General features: G+C 66.8%; 16 protein-coding genes and 1 other RNA gene. 8 read left to right on the top strand and 9 right to left on the bottom strand.

Going from position 1 to position 16,572, the window contains the following annotated elements:
- Nucleotides 1–86 precede the first annotated feature (86 nt).
- Together rsgA and ffs are read right to left on the bottom strand one after the other, a co-directional pair.
- Nucleotides 87–1,136, bottom strand: a complete 1,050-nt coding sequence (gene rsgA / locus P1U48_RS06830) for a ribosome small subunit-dependent GTPase A (protein ID WP_301068191.1) — start codon at nucleotides 1,134–1,136, stop codon at nucleotides 87–89.
- A 194-nt stretch (nucleotides 1,137–1,330) separates the two neighbouring features.
- Nucleotides 1,331–1,429, bottom strand: an RNA gene (ffs, locus tag P1U48_RS06835) — signal recognition particle sRNA small type.
- A 110-nt stretch (nucleotides 1,430–1,539) separates the two neighbouring features.
- Here ffs and P1U48_RS06840 point away from each other — a divergent pair.
- The 4 genes from P1U48_RS06840 (at nucleotide 1,540) to recR (ending at nucleotide 4,462) form a co-directional block, all read left to right on the top strand.
- Entirely contained in the window at nucleotides 1,540–3,306 is a 1,767-nt protein-coding gene (locus P1U48_RS06840) for a DNA polymerase III subunit gamma/tau (protein WP_301068192.1), read from the top strand.
- 90 nt (nucleotides 3,307–3,396) lie between these two features.
- Nucleotides 3,397–3,741, top strand: coding sequence for a YbaB/EbfC family nucleoid-associated protein (locus tag P1U48_RS06845; protein WP_301068193.1), 345 nt, complete (start codon nucleotides 3,397–3,399; stop codon nucleotides 3,739–3,741).
- Nucleotides 3,741–3,872 carry a hypothetical protein gene (locus P1U48_RS06850; RefSeq protein ID WP_301068194.1) on the top strand — a complete coding sequence of 44 codons (132 nt, stop codon included), beginning with the start codon at nucleotides 3,741–3,743 and terminating at the stop codon, nucleotides 3,870–3,872. Before P1U48_RS06845 ends, P1U48_RS06850 begins: the two co-directional genes overlap by 1 nt.
- Nucleotides 3,869–4,462 (top strand): recombination mediator RecR, encoded by a 594-nt coding sequence (recR, locus tag P1U48_RS06855; RefSeq protein WP_301068195.1) that lies wholly within the window; start codon nucleotides 3,869–3,871, stop codon nucleotides 4,460–4,462. Before P1U48_RS06850 ends, recR begins: the two co-directional genes overlap by 4 nt.
- A gap of 133 nt (nucleotides 4,463–4,595) precedes the next feature.
- Here the strand turns inward: recR and P1U48_RS06860 are convergent, their stop codons facing one another.
- The 4 genes from P1U48_RS06860 to P1U48_RS06880 form a co-directional block, all read right to left on the bottom strand.
- A complete protein-coding gene (locus tag P1U48_RS06860) occupies nucleotides 4,596–5,735 on the bottom strand; it encodes an FAD-dependent oxidoreductase (protein WP_301068196.1) in 1,140 nt (379 codons plus the stop codon).
- A 32-nt stretch (nucleotides 5,736–5,767) separates the two neighbouring features.
- A complete protein-coding gene (locus P1U48_RS06865; protein ID WP_301068197.1) occupies nucleotides 5,768–6,661 on the bottom strand; it encodes a DMT family transporter in 894 nt (297 codons plus the stop codon).
- Entirely contained in the window at nucleotides 6,654–6,800 is a 147-nt protein-coding gene (locus P1U48_RS06870) for a hypothetical protein (protein ID WP_301068198.1), read from the bottom strand. Before P1U48_RS06870 ends, P1U48_RS06865 begins: the two co-directional genes overlap by 8 nt.
- Nucleotides 6,801–7,354: 554 nt before the next feature.
- Nucleotides 7,355–8,131 carry a DUF1013 domain-containing protein gene (locus P1U48_RS06880; protein ID WP_301068199.1) on the bottom strand — a complete coding sequence of 259 codons (777 nt, stop codon included), beginning with the start codon at nucleotides 8,129–8,131 and terminating at the stop codon, nucleotides 7,355–7,357.
- A gap of 147 nt (nucleotides 8,132–8,278) precedes the next feature.
- Here P1U48_RS06880 and P1U48_RS06885 point away from each other — a divergent pair, with 147 nt between their 5' ends.
- Nucleotides 8,279–8,923, top strand: coding sequence for a ribonuclease T2 (locus P1U48_RS06885; protein WP_301068200.1), 645 nt, complete (start codon nucleotides 8,279–8,281; stop codon nucleotides 8,921–8,923).
- A 326-nt stretch (nucleotides 8,924–9,249) separates the two neighbouring features.
- Here P1U48_RS06885 and P1U48_RS06890 read toward each other — a convergent pair whose 3' ends face one another.
- From P1U48_RS06890 to P1U48_RS06900, 3 genes are all read right to left on the bottom strand, one after another.
- Entirely contained in the window at nucleotides 9,250–10,236 is a 987-nt protein-coding gene (locus tag P1U48_RS06890) for an NAD(P)H-quinone oxidoreductase (protein WP_301068201.1), read from the bottom strand.
- A gap of 22 nt (nucleotides 10,237–10,258) precedes the next feature.
- Nucleotides 10,259–11,464, bottom strand: a complete 1,206-nt coding sequence (locus P1U48_RS06895; protein WP_301068202.1) for a TIGR03862 family flavoprotein — start codon at nucleotides 11,462–11,464, stop codon at nucleotides 10,259–10,261.
- A 248-nt stretch (nucleotides 11,465–11,712) separates the two neighbouring features.
- A complete protein-coding gene (locus P1U48_RS06900) occupies nucleotides 11,713–12,468 on the bottom strand; it encodes an SDR family oxidoreductase (protein ID WP_301068302.1) in 756 nt (251 codons plus the stop codon).
- A 135-nt stretch (nucleotides 12,469–12,603) separates the two neighbouring features.
- Between P1U48_RS06900 and P1U48_RS06905 the strand changes: the two genes are divergently transcribed.
- The 3 genes from P1U48_RS06905 to P1U48_RS06915 all read left to right on the top strand — a co-directional run bounded on the left by P1U48_RS06905 (nucleotide 12,604) and on the right by P1U48_RS06915 (nucleotide 16,465).
- Nucleotides 12,604–14,160: a hypothetical protein gene (locus tag P1U48_RS06905; RefSeq protein ID WP_301068203.1), complete on the top strand. Its 1,557-nt coding sequence runs from the start codon at nucleotides 12,604–12,606 to the stop codon at nucleotides 14,158–14,160.
- Nucleotides 14,161–14,352: 192 nt separating this feature from the next.
- Complete coding sequence (locus tag P1U48_RS06910) at nucleotides 14,353–15,702, top strand: TldD/PmbA family protein (RefSeq protein ID WP_301068204.1); 1,350 nt, start codon at nucleotides 14,353–14,355, stop codon at nucleotides 15,700–15,702.
- Complete coding sequence (locus tag P1U48_RS06915; protein ID WP_301068205.1) at nucleotides 15,689–16,465, top strand: 3'(2'),5'-bisphosphate nucleotidase CysQ; 777 nt, start codon at nucleotides 15,689–15,691, stop codon at nucleotides 16,463–16,465. The genes P1U48_RS06910 and P1U48_RS06915 overlap by 14 nt, the downstream gene beginning before the upstream one ends.
- Nucleotides 16,466–16,572: the final 107 nt, after the last annotated feature.

Below are 16,572 nucleotides of genomic sequence, written 5' to 3' on the forward strand. Positions count from 1 at the left end.
AGCCGTGTCGCCGACGAAGCCAACTGGCTGGGTTCTGGCGCTGATCCTCTGGGCATAGCTGTCGCCCCCCTGGACCTGGCCTGTTCTTACACGTCGTCGCTGGTCTTGCTCCGCCGCCCGGCCGCCTGGGTGCGGTTGTAATGACGTGACAACCGCTTGTCGCGGGCCCGCCCCTCGGCGACCGAGGCGCTGGCCTGACGATCCTCGGCCTTCAGCTTGCGCCAGCGGGTCAGCCGTGCCGGGTCGAGATCGCCTGCCGCAATCGCCGCCTGCACCGCACAGCCCGGTTCGCCCTCATGGGCGCAGTCGCGGAACCGGCAGGTTTCGGCCAGTTCGGTGATTTCGGAAAACACCGCGTCGATGCCCATCGCCGCGTCAAACACCCCCATTTCCCGCATCCCCGGCGTGTCGATCAGCCAGCCGCCCGCCAGACAGCGGTGCAGCGCGCGCGCCGTCGTGGTGTGGCGCCCGCGCGCGTCATCCTCGCGGATCGCGCCGGTGGCGGTGTCGATGCCGCAGAGCGCATTGGTCAGGGTGGATTTGCCGGTGCCCGACATGCCGATCAGCGCCACGGTCTTGCCCGGCCCGCAATGATGGGTCAATTGCGCGGCGGCCGCGTCGGATTTGGCGTTCAGGGCGATGACCTCGATATCCCGCGCGGCGCTGCGGGCCTGTTCAACATAAGGGTCCGGGTCGGCCAGATCGGCCTTGGTCAGCAGGATCACCGGTTCAACCCCGGCCTCATAGGCCAGCGCCAGCGCCCGTTCGAGCCGCGGCAGGTTGAAATCGTCATTGCAAGAGGTGGTGACGAACAAAGTGTCGATATTTGCGGCGATCAGCTGTGCCCTTGCCTCGGGGCCAGAGGCGCGGCGGGTCATTTCGGTCTTGCGATCCAGCCGCCGCACCACCCGGCTGCCCTCGGCCAGAACCCAGTCGCCGACCGCGTAATCCCCGGCCGAGGCATCGCCGGGAAAGACCAGGCTCAGCGGTCCAGCCTCGGTCAGGGCGGTGACCCGGTCGCGCATCACCTCGGACACCCGGGCGGGGGTCTGGCTTTCCAGCTCGTCCAGATCAAGTTGCGACAGGAAATAGTTCGACCAGCCGAGGTCGCGCAGGCTGAGCGGGTCGTTGGTCATTGGAGTAAGGGGTGCGCGCAGATCATGGCGGTCAATTTAGCGCCATGGCCGGGCCCGGGGCAATGGATCTTCGATCCAGGCGCGCATTCTTGTTGAGCGGTGTGGGGCGGCACTTGAAGGCGCTGGCCCGATTCCGCAGATCGCCGGGCGATCCGCTCTGTCGGGCGGCAGGTTTCCGCTTGGCGGAAACCCTGGGGTGAGAGGCTGGACAACGACCCAAGCGGGGCTCGTTACGGCTGCTTCCTTCCGGATCTGACCGGGTTGGCGAGGTGCCTGCCCGCGCCAACCTCTCAATCGGTGATATAGGGCGGCAGACCGGCGATGGCAAGTCATCGGCGGTGCCGTTGCGCTGGACCTCGCGCGTCCCGACGATTAGGTTGACGCGGATCAGCACGGGGACCCAATGAGCACCACCGAAACGCCCGCCTATCAGGTGCTGGCCCGGAAATACCGGCCTGAAACCTTTGTCGATCTTGTCGGCCAGGATGCGATGGTGCGCACCCTGAAAAACGCCTTCAAGGCCGATCGGATTGCGCAGGCCTTCATCATGACCGGGATTCGCGGCACCGGTAAGACCACCACCGCGCGGATCATCGCCAAGGGGATGAACTGCATCGGTGTCGACGGCCAGGGCGGCCCGACCACCGATCCCTGCGGGCAATGCGAAAACTGCGTGGCGATCATGGAAGGCCGCCATGTCGATGTGCTGGAAATGGACGCCGCCTCGCACACCGGGGTCGGCGACATTCGCGAGATCATCGATTCGGTGCATTACCGCGCCGCCTCGGCCCGCTACAAGATCTACATCATCGACGAAGTGCACATGCTCAGCACCAGCGCCTTCAATGCGCTGCTGAAGACGCTTGAGGAACCGCCGGCGCATGTGAAGTTCATCTTTGCCACCACCGAGATCCGCAAGGTGCCGGTCACCGTGCTGTCGCGCTGCCAGCGCTTTGATCTGCGCCGGATCGAGCCCGAGGTGATGATCGCGATGCTGCGCCGCATCGCCGATGCCGAAAACGCGACGATCACCGATGATGCGTTGTCGCTGATCACCCGCGCCGCCGAAGGCTCCGCCCGCGATGCCACCTCGCTGCTGGATCAGGCGATCAGCCACGGTGCCGGCGAAACCACCGCCGATCAGATTCGCGCGATGCTGGGTCTGGCCGACCGGGGCCGGGTGCTCGACCTGTTCGAGATGGTGATGCGCGGCGACGCGGCGGCCGCGCTGCACGAATTGTCATCGCAATATGCCGAAGGCGCCGATCCGATGGCGGTGCTGCGGGATCTGGCCGAGATCACCCATTGGATTTCGGTGGTTCAGATCACCCCCGAGGCGGCGGATGATCCGACCATTGGCCCGGATGAACGGGCGCGCGGTCAGGATCTGGCAACGCGCCTGCCGATGCGGGTGCTGACCCGGATGTGGCAGATGCTGCTGAAAGCGCTGGAAGAGGTCGCCGCCGCGCCGAATGCGATGATGGCCGCCGAGATGGCGGTGATCCGGCTGACCCATGTCGCCGATCTGCCCAGCCCCGAGGATCTGGTCCGCCGCTTGCAGGACACGCCACCCCCGCCGGGGCCTGGCGGCGGCAATGCGGGATCCGGCGGCGGCGGGTCGGCCTCTGCTGGCCGAACCGCCATGGCGCCCGCCGCCAGCGCCAGCACCGGCGCCCCGATCGCCCAGCACCACAGCGCTGGCGCGGCCCAGGCGCTGGCTGTCGATCAGGCACTGGCTCGGTTTCCCACATTCGACCATGTGCTTGAACTGGTCCGTGCCAATCGTGACGTCAAGCTGCTGGTCGAGCTGGAAACCACCCTGCGCCTGGTCGCCTACCAGCCCGGTCGCATCGAATTCGTTCCCACCCAGGCGGCGCCGCCGGATCTGGCGCAGCGGCTGGGCCAGCGGCTGCAGCTCTGGACCGGCAACCGCTGGGCGATCAGCGTGGTCAATGAGGGCGGCGCAGAAACCATTGCCGAACGGCGCGACGCCAAGGCGCGGGCGCTGAGAACCCAGGCCGAGGATCATCCGATGGTGCAGGCGGTGCTGTCGGCCTTTCCCAAGGCCGAGATCGTCAGCATCCGCACCGCTGCGGATATCGCCGCCGAGGCTGAGGCCGAGGCCCTGCCCGAGGTCGAGGACGAATGGGATCCGTTTGAAGAAGACTGATCCGGCTTGATTGTTTGCCACGGCGCCGCCATGTGCGGCAGAGAAATTGAATCGGCGGCGATCCCGCCGCAACGTGACAGGAGAGACACCATGTTCAAAGGCCTCGGACAGATGGGCGACATGGCCAATATGCTGAAATCCGCACAGGAATTGCAGCAAAAGATGGCCGATTTGCAAGAGCAGATGCGCGAGATGATCGTCGAGGGCAGCTCGGGTGCCGGGCTGGTCAAGGCAACCTGCACCGCCAAGGGCGAATTGCGCGGGCTGGATATCGACCCGTCGATCTTCAACCCGGAGGAAAAGGAAGTGGTCGAGGATCTGATCCTCGCCGCGATCAAGGACGCACAGACCAAGGCCAGCCAGAAATCCCAGGACGAGATGAACGCCCTGACCGAAGGCATGGGCCTGCCCAAGGACATCAAGTTTCCGTTCTGATGGGGCTGTTTCTGTTCTCTGCTGAACAGGCCGCCGCGCTTGGGCGGGCAGGGGTGGCACGGGTGATCTTCGGGGCATGGCTGGTGTGGGTCGTGGTGACCGTGCTGCCGTTCGTCGGGGGCATTCTATGAGTTCGACCCGCGACATCGACGATCTGATCGAGATGATGGCCCGGCTGCCCGGCCTCGGACCGCGCTCGGCCCGGCGCGCGGTGCTACACATGATCCGCAAAAAGGCGCTGGTGCTGAACCCGCTGACTGCTCTGTTGCAGCGGGTCGGCGCCAATGTGCGGGAATGCGTCACCTGCGGCAATCTCGGCTCGGCTGACCTCTGCGACCTCTGCGCCAACGAAAAACGCGCCATCGGTGAACTCTGCGTGGTCGAAGATGTCGCGGACCTCTGGGCGATGGAGCGTGGCGGCGCTTTTCGCGGTCGCTATCATGTGCTTGGCGGCACCCTGTCGGCGCTGGCCGCCATCGGCCCCGATGAGTTGCGCATTCCAAAGCTGATCCAACGGGTTGCCGAAGAAAACATCAGCGAGGTGATCCTCGCCCTCAACGCCACCGTCGACGGCCAGACCACCGCCCATTACATCGCCGACCAGCTTGACGGTCAGGTGCGGCTGACCTCGCTGGCCCAGGGCGTGCCGATCGGGGGGGAATTGGATTACCTCGACGACGGCACCATCTCGGCCGCTCTGAAAGCCCGCAAGACAATTTGACTAAAATTGTCCCCCGCTTCCTCTGGTCCAAAATATCCTCTGGGGTGAATTGGGCCAAAGGCCCAAGAGGGGGCAGACAGCCCCCTACAGACCGGCCCGCTATAGCCCGGCCCCCTCAAACAGACCGGCCCCCTCAAACCACCGCCGCCTCCAGCGCCCAGGCGGGCAGGGCGTGCCCCTGCACCACCTCCGCACCGAGCCGCCCCAGCTCATCGGAACATTTCGCGCCGCGCCCGCAGCCGGCGACGGCGACACTGACCCGCTGCGACAGGCTGCGGATCGTGGCGATATTCTCCGGCGCATAGCTGGTGACGCAGGGCATTGTCTGGCGGGCCTCGAGTGCCACGCCGGGCATCCGGGCGCGCAGCATCTGCTCCAGCGCGGCGGCGACCTCGGTGCTGCCATCGCTGCGGAACCAATCGCCGATCTCTTCACCGCGCAGCGGCAGGTCCACCGGGTCGCCGCCCATCTTCAGATAATATTGCCCGTCCGGATAAGGGATCGGCGGCAGCAGATAGGGATCTTCGCCGTTCGGATGCAGATAGATCAGGCTCGGCTGGGGGCTGAGGCGGCGCGCCTCGGCCGGGCTGATCCGCAGCAGGGCGACGGTGCGGGCGTAGACCGCCAGATCCAGCGCGTTGTTCAGCAGCAGGTTGGAAAACCCGCCCGCCGCCACCAGCACCCGGTCGGCGCACACCTCGCCGAGACCGGTGGCGATGCGCACCCCGGGGCTGACCTCGTCGATCCCGGTGGCCTCGGTCCGCAGGATCCGCGCCCCGGCGCGTTCGGCGGCGATGCCCTGCGCCAGCACCAGACGGCGCGGGCTGATATGCCCGGCGCGGCGTGGCTCATGCAGGGCGATGGTGCCGGGTGGAAAGGCAAAATAGGGGAATGCCGCAGCCAGATCCGCGTCACGGTAGGTCTGGCAATCGATGCCGTCGCGATCCCGCACCGCCTGCAATTGCTGCATCGGGCGGCTGGTCTCGGGCCCGGCCATCAGCGATCCGACCTCGGTGAAAAAGTCGATGCCGCTTTCGCTTGCGATCTCGGCGTAGCGACTGATCGAGGCGCGGCTGACCCGGCTCCAGAACGGCCAGGGATCGAGGCCGCGGGTGATCCGCCCCTCGTCGTAATGACTGGCAAAGACGCCGCGATGTGCGGCGCGATCCGTCGGTTCATCCGGCCCGATCAGCGTCACCTCGACCCCGGCTTTGGCCAGATGTCGCGCCGCCGCCGACCCGATCAATCCGCGCCCGATCACTGCGATATGCATGCGCCGCCCCTTTCGAACCCGGCCTCAGGATGTCACGCGCGCGGCGCGGGTGGAAGGGGGCGGTTCACCAGGATCACCCCGACCACCGCCAGCGCCACCCCGGCGAAAACCATCGTATCCGGGCGCTCGCCCAGCACCAGCATGCCTAAGCCCACCCCGACCGCCTGCCTGAGATAGGCCTGGCTGGCAACGCCCAAGGGGCCAAGCCGGGTCAGCAGGTGGAAATAGATCAACAGGGCAATCCCGGTGCAGAACAACGCCAGCATTGCCCAGGCGCCGAGTGCCAGCGGCGCGGGCGACAGCCTCAGCGGTGCTTCAAAGACGAAGGCCAGCGGCCAGAGGGTGAGTGCGGCGCAGATCATCGTGCCCGAGGCCACCGCCAGCGGCGGCACCCCGGCAAAGCGGCGCCCCCAGAAGGTCGCCAGCGCATAGATCATGGTGCCGAGCACACAGGCGATCTGGCCCAGAACTTCGGCCCCCAGCCCGTGGAGCGCCGCCGGGCCGACGATCAGCACCACGCCAGCCAGCCCGGTGATGGTGCCCGCCAGATGCGCCCGGCTGGCGCCCCGCGCCCGGGTGATCAGCAGGATAAAGACAAAGACCCAGAGCGGTGAGGTCGAATTCAGCACCGTGGCCAGGGCCGAGGGCACGAATTGCAGCCCCCAGGCCAGAAGCACCCAGGCGCCCGAGGCATTGAGCACCGATTGCACCGCCAGCAGCGCCCAGATCCGCCGCCCGCGCGGCAACCGGACACCGCGCGCCGCCATCACCGCCAGCAGCAGCAGCGCGCCGCCGGTGACCCGCCCGGCGACCAGGGTCAGCGGCGGGATTTCCGGCACCGCGATCCGCTGGAACAGATAGCTGGACCCCCAGAGCGTCGCCAGCAGGCAGAGCAAGGCGTAATCGCGCCCGCGCCCGTCACCCATCGTGGCGGGCCCGGCTGTCCGCCGGTGCCTCTGTCCGGTCCTCCAGGCCATAGGTGCGCAGGACCGTGGCGATGCGCAGCCGGGCGGCCTGGGCAAGATAGGCGTCGCGGCGGCCTGCGGCGGGGATGGCTTTGAACATCACGGCAATCATGCGGCGGCCTTTCAACGGATGCATTCGAGGAAGGTGCGGTCCTCGCGGATGATAAGGCCTTCGGGCTGGGCGAATTCGAAATTTTCGCGTCCCTGCGGATCCGCCGCCAGCCGCATCTTTCAGGCCTCATAGGCGGCGAGGCTTTCGCTGTCGTAGATGCCATAGGCCAGGTGATGGCAGCTTCGTGCGGCTGATAATAGCCGGTCAGATCGACCCCGCAACGCGGAATCGCCTCGGCCCGGTTGCGGGTATATTCGGCCAATTGTTCCCTTTTGGCCGGGTCGATCTGGTGGCGGAAGATGCAGACCCCGGTATGTTCCTTCTCGCAAAGTAAGCGCCCCGACGCCGCCGACCGGGCCGTGCGGGTCTTGCGCAAGTCTCAACCTGAACCGGCCAGATCCGCCGAAAATGGAGCGGATTTTTTTGCGGCTCTTGGCGCGGGGCCAACCAGAATGACAGCTGCCAGAACGGCAACGGCCCGCCCGGTGGTGCCGGACGGGCCGCGAAGTTGCAAAAGTGCAGGGATCACCCCGCCCGGGCGATCAACGCCCGCGACGATCGTCCTCTTCGTCATCCTCGTCGTCGTCATCCGATTTGCCGGGCAGGTTGAAGAAGCTTTCGGCGTCGCGGAAATCTTCTTTCTTTTCCGTGTCCTCACCGAGATCGGTGGACAGCGAAAAGGTTTCCAGCCCTTCGATGGCGGTCGGAATCCGCGGCTCGGCATCCATGCCAAGGCTCTGTTCGGTCGACAGCAGCTTGCGGCGTTCGTCATCGGTCATCGGGGTGCCGTCGGCGGCCTTCTTGCTGGCGGCTTTCTGCACCGAAGAGTCCAGTTCGGTTTGTTTGCACAGGCCCAGAGCCACCGGGTCGATCGGCTGCATGTTCGAGATGTTCCAATGGGTCCGCTCGCGGATCGACTGGATCGTCGGCTTGGTGGTCCCGACCAGTTTCGAAATCTGGCCATCGGTCAGCTCGGGGTGGAACTTCACCAGCCAGAGGATCGCGTTCGGGCGATCCTGACGTTTGGACAATGGCGTATAGCGCGGACCACGGCGTTTTTCCTCGCCTACGGCGGCCGAGTTGAACTTCAGCTTGAGCACATGCGTCGGGCTTTTTTCGGCCGCGTCGATCTCTTCCTGGGTCAGCTGGTTGTTGGTGATCGGGTCAAAGCCCTTGACGCCTGCGGCGACGTCGCCATCGGCGATGCCCTGAACTTCCAACTCGTGCAGACCAACGAAATCGGCGATCTGTTTGAACGTAATCGTCGTGTTGTCCACCAGCCAGACTGCGGTGGCTTTGGCCATGATCGGTTTGCTCATTGCAGGCGCTCCTTCTATGTCTCGCCGCAACATGCGGCACATCTTCCCCGGCGCCTGAATCAGGCGGCACCGGCCTTCGGTGCAGGTTTCCGTTGTCGGGGAACTTGGCGGTTATATAGTCGGGACGATACCAGTTGGAAAGCCCGAATGCATAAACTGATCGCGACCCTTGTTTCCTTGGCTCTGACACTGGCCACCCCGCTGCGGGCCGAGGGTGAAAAGGCCGGGGTGTTTGATTACTATCTGCTGTCGCTCAGCTGGTCGCCAACCTGGTGCGCGCTGGAGGGCCGGGCGCGATCCTCGCCGCAATGCGATGAGGAGGCCGATTTCGGCTGGGTTCTGCACGGGCTCTGGCCGCAATATGAGCGCGGCTACCCCAGCCAGTGCTCGACCGTCCACAGCGGACCGAGCTGGGGCCGAACTGCGGCGATGGCCGATATCATGGGCGCCCCCGGGGTGGCCTGGTATCAATGGCAGAAACACGGGCGCTGCAGCGGGTTGGCGGCCAACAGCTATTTCGACCTCGCCCGGCTGGCCTATGACAGGGTAAACCGCCCGCCGGTGTTACGCGCGTTGACCCGCGACGTGACCCTGCCGGCCAAGGTGGTCGAAGACGCGTTTCTTGAGGTCAATCCCGATCTGCGGGCCGATATGGTGACCGTCACCTGCAAGGCCGGGCGGATTCAGGAGGTGCGAATCTGCCTGACCCGCAGTTTGGAATCGCGCCGCTGCGGGGCGGATGTGATCCGCGATTGCAGCCTGAGGGATGCCCTGTTTGACGCCATTCGTTAGCGAAAAACAGCACGAAGGTTCAAATTTGGCGACATATCCTGCGGGTCTGCTGGGACTGCCAGCCTGCCGCCACTAAGACCCACCCGGCGTCAAATGACCGGGTCAGGCAGAGCGGTTGGCTGGCCCAGCCGTTTTACGGCGAGGACGAGGTGCTGACCCCGGCCAACAGCCTCATCGACGGCGATGCGACGCGGTCGACAGGGCCATCTCCAACGGGGGTCTATACCGAACGTTTTCTGCCCGGCCCCCGGGAGGCTGCAAGTCCGGGCGCCGAGGGCGCGCCGGATAAGCACCGGGTCGAGCTTTGACGCGCGACGGCTGGCGGATCAGTCGCCGATCTTCAACACGATCTTGCCGATATGGGCGCTGCTTTCCATCCTTGCATGGGCGTCGGCGGCCCGGTCCATCGGAAAGGTGCTGTCGATCACCGGGGCGATCCGGTCGGGCCCCAATTTCGGCCAGACCAGTTCGCGCAGCTGATCGGCGATTCGGGCCTTGGCGAGGTCGGATTGCGGGCGCAGGGTCGAACCGGTGATTGTCAGCCGCTTGACCATGATCAGGGCAAAATTCACCTCGGCCTTGGGGCCTTGCAGAAAGGCGATGTGGACCATCCGCCCGTCTTCGGCCAGGGCCTTGATATTGCGCGCAATGTAATCGCCGCCGACCATGTCGAGGATCAGATCGACCCCGCCCTCGTCCTTTAGCGCCTCGACGAAATCCTGATCGCGGTAATTGATCGCCCGCTCGGCCCCCAGCGCCACGCAGGCGCGGCATTTCTCATCCGACCCGGCGGTGGTAAACACTCGTGCGCCAAAGGCGCGGGCGAGCTGGATCGCGGTGGTGCCAATGCCGGAGGACCCGCCATGCACCAGGAATTTCTCACCCGCCTTCAGCCCGCCGCGCATGAAGACATTGGACCAGACGGTGTAGAAAGTTTCGGGCAGGCAGGCGGCCTGGGCCATCGAAAAGCCCTCGGGCACCGGCAGGCAATGGGCGGCGGGGGTGGTGACATATTCGGCATAGCCACCACCCGGCAACAGCGCACAGACTTGATCGCCGACCGCCCATTCACTGACATTTGGGCCAATGGCGGCAATCTCGCCCGAGGCCTCGAGCCCGGGCAGGTCGCTGGCGCCGGGGGGCGGGGCGTAATTGCCGGCGCGTTGCAGCGCATCGGGGCGGTTGACCCCGGCATAGGCAACCCGGATCAGCACCTCACCGGCGCGCGGCACTGGCATCGGGCGGTTGACCGGCTGCAGAACCTCGGGCCCGCCGGGCTTGGAAATCTCGATTGCGCGCATCGTCTCGGCCATGTCAGCTCCCCAGTTTTGGTGATTATTGCGACGCCGGGCGGGATTGTCCACCAAGCGCATAGGCTGCAGCGGCGCGCCCGGCCCGCTGGCCGGTGGCCAGACAGGCGCTGAGCAGATAGCCCCCGGTCGGCGCCTCCCAATCCAGCATTTCACCGGCGGCGAAGGTGCCGGGGCGGTCGGTGAGCATCAGATCCGGGGTCAGCGCGTCAAAGCGCAGGCCCCCGGCGCTGGAAATCGCCTGATCCAGCGGCGCCAGACCGGCCACAGGCACCGGCAACGCCTTCAGCAGCGGCGCCAGATCATCGGGCATCGGCCGCCCCCATTCCATCAGCAGGGCGCGCAGGATCGGCGCGAGCTTCAGCGTCCGGCGCAGATGGGTCGAGAGGCTGTCGCCCTGCCGCCGTCGCTGCAGACGGGCGCGGATGTCATCAAGGCTGCGGTCAGGGAACAGATCGAGGCTGAGCGGCGCGCCCGCCCGCAAGGCCGGGGTGAGCGCGTAGACGCCGCCGCCCTCGAGCCCTGCCGCCGAGATCACGCTTTCGCCGCGCGAGGTGATGGTCCCGGCGCTGAGGGCCACCGCCTTGACCGGCTGGCCAAAGAACGGGCGCATATGATCGGACCAGGCGATCCGCAGCGCCGCATTGGCCGGGGCAAAGGCGCGGCGTTGAGCGTCAGGGAACGCCGCCGCCCAGGCGCCGTCCGAGCCGAGCCGCGCCCAGCTGGCGCCGCCGAAGGCCAGCACTGCGACCTCCGCCTCGATCTGGCGCGGGCCCTCGGGCGTGTCGAATTGATGGATCTGCCCGTCCTGACCGGTCCAGCGCCAGCGGCGGCGCAGGGTCGCGCCGCTGGCCGACAGGCGGGCCAGCCAGGCGCGCAAGAGCGGTGAGGCTTTCATCGCCCGGGGAAACACCCGCCCGGTCGAGCCGGTGAACAGCGGTTGCTCCAGCGCCTCGGCCCAGGCGGCGATCTGATTGGGTGGGAAATCCGCCAGCGCGGTGGCCAGCGCAGCGGGCAGGGTCGGGCCAAAGGCGGCGCGAAACGCTTCGGGGGATTCGGATTTGGTCAGGTTCAGCCCGGATTTTCCGGCCATCAGCAGCTTGCGCCCCGGGGTCGGCATCTGTTCGGTGATCAGCGGAGCCAGCCCGGCAGCGGCCAGCGCCTCTGCCGCCATTAGCCCGGCGGGGCCAGCCCCGATGACCAGGGCGCGGATCGGTTCGGATGATGGCATGGCTTGCCCCTTGGCTTGGGTTGGCTTGGTTTGGGCCGAGATAACTTGGGTTGGGCGGTGGTCGAGGCCCGTCATGCGCCAGCCCTTGGCTGGAGGCAAGGCGGCCGCACGGGGGACGGCGGCCAGTCTGGCCATCGAGGCCAGCCCGTCCGGGGCCTTGCGGCCCAGGGGGCGCGGCCCCCTCGACCTGCGGTCTCACCCCCGGGATATTTTGGACCAGAGGAAGCGGGGGGGGGGCGGTTGCGGGGTTAGGCGATCAATCCGATCCGGCGGCGCAGGGTTTCGTCGCGCAGCGAGAGCTCCTGGCCGAGGCAATCGTCGGCGGCCTTGGTGCACATCCAGGCCAGCGCCCGGGCCGGCCAGTCGGCGGGGATGTGATCCTGCCAGTCGAGCTTTGACACCGGGTTGATGCCGCTGGCCTTGATGTCGCGCTGCATCTGGGTGGCGACGGTGCCCGGCGACAGGCCCATCACCCGCAGCCCGGACTGGGCGTTTTCCAGATGCGCGGCACGGGTGAGCATCGCCGCCCCGGCCTTGGAGGCGCAATAGGCGCTCCAGCCCTCCATCGGGCCATGCGCGGCGCCGGAGGAGATGGTGAGGATGCTGCCGCCACCGGCCCTGGTCATCACCGGAATCGCGGCGCGCATGCCGTGATAGACCCCCTTGAGATTGACGTCGATGAGCTGGCCCCAGGCTGCCGGGTCGGTGTCCTCGATCCGGCCGATCGGGGCGATCACCCCGGCGTTGCCGATCAGCACATCGAGGCCGCCGAACCGGTCCAGCACCCTGGCCAGCGCCGCATCGACCTGATCCTGGCGGGCGACGTCGCAGCGGATGGCAAGCGCGGTCTCACCGATCTCGTCGGCCAGTTCAGCGATCCGGTCGCCGGAGCGGGCGAGCAGCGCCAGCCTGGCGCCCTGCGCTGCAAATTCGCGCGCCGCCGCTTCGCCGATGCCGCGGCTGGCGCCGGTGATCATCACCACTTTGTCGCTCAATTCACTCATGGTCTCGACTCCCTGCTGCATCTGCATCTGGCCCGGATTGGTACTGCGTCGCGCCGCCCGGGTCCATTCCAACGCTCTTGACCGCAGATGCGGCAGATATGAAGCTGTGTGCAATTTTGCAAAGGAGTGACTTCGATGACGAATCTGTATTTGAAATCCGCCCCCTATTTGCGCAGCTTGCTGGCCGCCGGGGCGCTGGGCCTGCTGGCCGGGCCCGGCCAGGCGCTGACCGCGGATGAGCTTTGGGGTCAGTGGCGCGAATACCTGGGCAGCTATGGCTATGAGGTCTCGGCGCAGATCGCCTCGTCCGGTGACACGCTGACGATTTCGGATCTGGCGGTGAAACTGGACATGAAGGCGTTTGACGCCGGTGCCGGGGCGGTGACGATCAGCCTTGGTCAGATCACCCTGGCTGGGCAATCGAACGGCACCGTGATCCTGACCCTGCCGCCGGTCACGCCGCTGGTCGTCGATGTCGCGGCCGAGGGCGAACCGCCGGTCAAGGTGACGATGGATTACGCCCAACAGGGGTTTTCGATGATCGCCTCCGGCGACAAGGAGGCCACCCATAACGAATTCAGCGCCGACAGCCTGAAAGTGGCGCTGAAATCGATCCAGCAGGATCGGGTGAGCCTCGATCTGGGCGTGATCGAACTGGTCCTGGCCGGGCTCAACGGCACCAGCGATATCAGCTCTGGCGCGATCTATACGATCGAACAGGTGCTGGAGGCCGACCGGCTGAGCTATGTCGTCGACATCCACAATCCGGAGCCGGGCAGTGACGGCACCTTCAAGATGTCCGGCGAGATGCGTGGATTGACGAGCAACGGCGGCGGCGCAATCCCCAAAGACGTTGACATGACCGATATGGCCGCGGCGCTGAAAGCCGGATATGCCGCCTTTGCCGAGCTTGATTATCAGGGCGGCACTTCCGATATCGCCTTTCGTGAGCACGGCAAGTGGTTCGAGCTCAAGACCTCGTCCGAGGGTGGTTCCTTTGACTTCGACATTGACGCCGAGACCCTCAGCTATGGCATCTTTTCGCAGAACCTGGCGCTTTATACGGCGGGCGACGATGTGCCGTTCCCGGTCAATGTCTCGGCCGAAGAGGTCGGCTTTGGCCTGGCGATGCCACTGGCGGCCTCGGACGATCTGAAGGATTTCTGGGCCGAGATTTCGGCGACCGGGGTCAACCTGCCCAACGAGGTCTGGATGATGGGCGATCCGGGCAATGCGCTGCCGCATGATCCGGTGACGGTACAGGCGTCGCTGGCGGGCACCGGGCGGCTGTTTGTCGATCTGACCGACGAAGAGCAGATGATGAAGCTGGGTCAGACCGGCGGCCTGCCGGGGCTGGTTGAGACGTTGACCCTGGAAGCGCTGACGATCAAGGGCGCCGGCGCCGAGATCAACGCCAGCGCGGTGCTGGATGTCGACAATGACGCGCAGAGCCCGCTCGGCCCGTTTCCAAATGTCTTCGGCACCGCCGAGCTGCGGCTGATGGGGGTCCGGGCGCTGGTTGAAAAGCTGGCGGCGATGGGGCTGGTACCGCAGGGTCCGGCGTTGATGATCAATGGCATGGTGTCGGAACTGGGCAAACAGGAGACCGGCCCCGACGATCTGTCGGCGCATGTGGTGCTGGGTGAACAGGGCACGCTGACCGTGAACGACAAGCCGATTCCACTGAAATGATCCCTCTGCGGTGCCGGGCCTGATCCCCCCGGCCTGATTTCCCCGGCCCTCCCATCCCGGCCTGGATGCTGATCTGACAAGAAGATTGACCGCCCGCGTTCGGCGTGGGCGGTCATGCTTTGCAAGTGTGGTGGCTTGCACCGGCTGGTGTGCCGGGCTACCCCCTGTAGGCCGCCGAACCGGAGTCCTCACATGACCGACGCCCCTGCCGATCTGGAAACCATTGCCGCCGCGCTGCTCGATGCGGCGCGCAAGGCCGGAGCCGAGGCAGCGGATGCGCTGGCCCGCGATGGCACCTCGGTGTCGGTGGATGTGCGCGCCGGGGCGCTGGAACATGCCGAGCGCGCCGAGGGCATCGAAATCGGGCTGCGGGTGCTGGTCGGGCAGCGCCAGGCCTGTGTTTCTGCCTCTGACATCCGGGCGGAAACCCTGCAGGCGATGGCCGAGCGGGCGGTGGCGATGGCGCGCGAAGCGCCCGAGGATCCGTGGATCGGCCTGGCCGAGCCGGGGCAGCTGGCCCGCGAGTTGATCGACCTCGACCTTTGCGATCCGGCGGCCGAACCGGCGCCCGGGGCGCTGGAAGCGGCGGCTCTGGCGGCCGAGGCGGCGGCGTTGGCGGTCGACGGGGTGGCGCAGGTCTCGGGTGCCAGCGCCGGCTATTCGGCCTCGGCAATGCATCTGGCGGCGAGCAACGGGTTTTCGGCCGGGATGCGGCGCACCTCCTCCAGCCTGTCCTGCACCGCGATTGCCGGGCGTGGCGCCGGGATGGAGCGCGATCACGATTACGATGGCCGTCTCTATCGCGCCGATCTGCGTGATCCGGCCGATATCGGCCGCCGGGCCGGGGAACGGGCGGTGGCCCGACTCGGCGCCCGCCAGCCCAAGACCGGGGCCTATCCGGTGATCTTTGACGAACGGGTGGCCGGATCGATCATCGGCCATCTGCTGGGGGCGGTGAACGGCCAGGCGATTGCCCGGGGTGGGTCATTCCTGCGCGACGATCTGGGCGCCCAGATCCTGCCTGCCGGCCTGTCAGTGACCGAGGATCCACTGCGCCGCCGGGTGGCCGGGTCGCGCGCCTTCGACGGTGAGGGGCTGGCCACGGCGCGGCGCGATATCATCCGCGACGGGGTGTTGACCGGCTGGACCATGGACCTGGCGACGGCCCGGCAATTGGGGATGACCGCGACCGGCAATGCGGCGCGCGGCCTGTCCTCGCCACCCTCGCCCGCGACTTGGAACATCGAACTGACCCAAGGCAGGCAGAGCCGGGCCGAGTTGATGCGCGAGGTCGGCACCGGGCTGTTGGTGACCTCGCTGATCGGCGCGACGATCAACCCCAACACCGGCGATTATTCCCGCGGCGCCGCCGGATTCTGGATCGAGAACGGCGAGCTGGCCTATCCGGTAAATGAGATCACCATCGCTGGCAATCTGCGCCGGATGTTCGCGGCGATGGTGCCGGCCAATGACGCGCGCGGCTGGCTGAGCCATGTGGTGCCGTCACTGCTGATCGACGGGCTGACCCTTGCTGGAAGCTGACCTGGATCTGTTGGTTGCGGCGGCGCGCGAGGCGGGGGAGATCGCGCTCGATTTCGCCGGGCGGGCGCATCAGAAATGGGAGAAGCCGGATGGCGCCGGGCCGGTGACCGAGGCCGATCTGGCGGTGAATGCGATGCTTGAGGCGAAGCTGCGCGAGGCCCGCCCCGACTATGGCTGGCTGTCCGAGGAAAGCCCGGATGATCCCGACAGGCTGACCCGCGAACGGGTGTTCGTCATCGATCCGATCGACGGCACCCGCAGCTTTATCGAGGGCGGCGAAACCTGGGCGCATGCGCTGGCGGTGGTCGAAAACGGCACTGTGACGGCGGCGGTGGTCTTTCTGCCGGTCAAGGACAAGCTCTACAGCGCGGCGGTGGACGAGGGCGCCTGGTTGAACGCGCGCCCGATCCGTGCCTCGCATCGGACCCGGGTCGAGGGCGCGACGATGCTGGCAGCCAAGCCGGCCTATGAGTCGCGGCATTGGCCCGGTGGCATGCCGGTGCTGGTGCGCCATTACCGCCCGTCGCTGGCTTATCGCCTGGCGTTGGTCGCAGAGGGGCGGTTCGATGCGATGCTGACCCTGCGCGACAGCTGGGAATGGGACATTGCCGCCGGGGCGCTGTTGCTGGCCGAGGCCGGGGCTGCGGTGAGCGACCGCCATGGCGGGCCACTGAAGTTCAACAATCCGCATCCGCAGGTGCATGGGGTGGTCGCCGCCGGGCCGGATGTGCACAGCGGCCTGTTGGCCGGGCTGCACGGCTGAGGCATTGCGCCACCCGGCAGGGTGGCGCGCTGGGCGGCGCCTCGGGGGATCGACCCCCTCGGTGCCGGGCCTCCGGCGGGAATATTTCCGGCAAGATGAAGCGGCGG

Source organism: Pseudooceanicola sp. (assembly GCF_029213205.1).
In the GTDB taxonomy this organism is placed as follows: Bacteria; Pseudomonadota; Alphaproteobacteria; order Rhodobacterales; family Rhodobacteraceae; genus Pseudooceanicola.

Excerpts from the sequence above, each read along its gene's own strand:
- P1U48_RS06845 (WP_301068193.1), top strand. The coding sequence starts at position 3,397 with ATGTTCAAAGGCCTCGGACAGATGGGCGACATGGCCAATATGCTGAAA.
- P1U48_RS06900 (WP_301068302.1), bottom strand. The coding sequence starts at position 12,468 with ATGAGTGAATTGAGCGACAAAGTGGTGATGATCACCGGCGCCAGCCGC.
- P1U48_RS06860 (WP_301068196.1), bottom strand. The coding sequence starts at position 5,735 with ATGCATATCGCAGTGATCGGGCGCGGATTGATCGGGTCGGCGGCGGCG.
- P1U48_RS06880 (WP_301068199.1), bottom strand. The coding sequence starts at position 8,131 with ATGAGCAAACCGATCATGGCCAAAGCCACCGCAGTCTGGCTGGTGGAC.
- rsgA (WP_301068191.1), bottom strand. The coding sequence starts at position 1,136 with ATGACCAACGACCCGCTCAGCCTGCGCGACCTCGGCTGGTCGAACTAT.
- P1U48_RS06890 (WP_301068201.1), bottom strand. The coding sequence starts at position 10,236 with ATGGCCGAGACGATGCGCGCAATCGAGATTTCCAAGCCCGGCGGGCCC.
- P1U48_RS06850 (WP_301068194.1), top strand. The coding sequence starts at position 3,741 with ATGGGGCTGTTTCTGTTCTCTGCTGAACAGGCCGCCGCGCTTGGGCGG.
- P1U48_RS06865 (WP_301068197.1), bottom strand. The coding sequence starts at position 6,661 with ATGGGTGACGGGCGCGGGCGCGATTACGCCTTGCTCTGCCTGCTGGCG.
- P1U48_RS06885 (WP_301068200.1), top strand. The coding sequence starts at position 8,279 with ATGCATAAACTGATCGCGACCCTTGTTTCCTTGGCTCTGACACTGGCC.
- P1U48_RS06840 (WP_301068192.1), top strand. The coding sequence starts at position 1,540 with ATGAGCACCACCGAAACGCCCGCCTATCAGGTGCTGGCCCGGAAATAC.
- P1U48_RS06910 (WP_301068204.1), top strand. The coding sequence starts at position 14,353 with ATGACCGACGCCCCTGCCGATCTGGAAACCATTGCCGCCGCGCTGCTC.
- P1U48_RS06870 (WP_301068198.1), bottom strand. The coding sequence starts at position 6,800 with ATGTTCAAAGCCATCCCCGCCGCAGGCCGCCGCGACGCCTATCTTGCC.
- P1U48_RS06895 (WP_301068202.1), bottom strand. The coding sequence starts at position 11,464 with ATGCCATCATCCGAACCGATCCGCGCCCTGGTCATCGGGGCTGGCCCC.
- recR (WP_301068195.1), top strand. The coding sequence starts at position 3,869 with ATGAGTTCGACCCGCGACATCGACGATCTGATCGAGATGATGGCCCGG.
- P1U48_RS06905 (WP_301068203.1), top strand. The coding sequence starts at position 12,604 with ATGACGAATCTGTATTTGAAATCCGCCCCCTATTTGCGCAGCTTGCTG.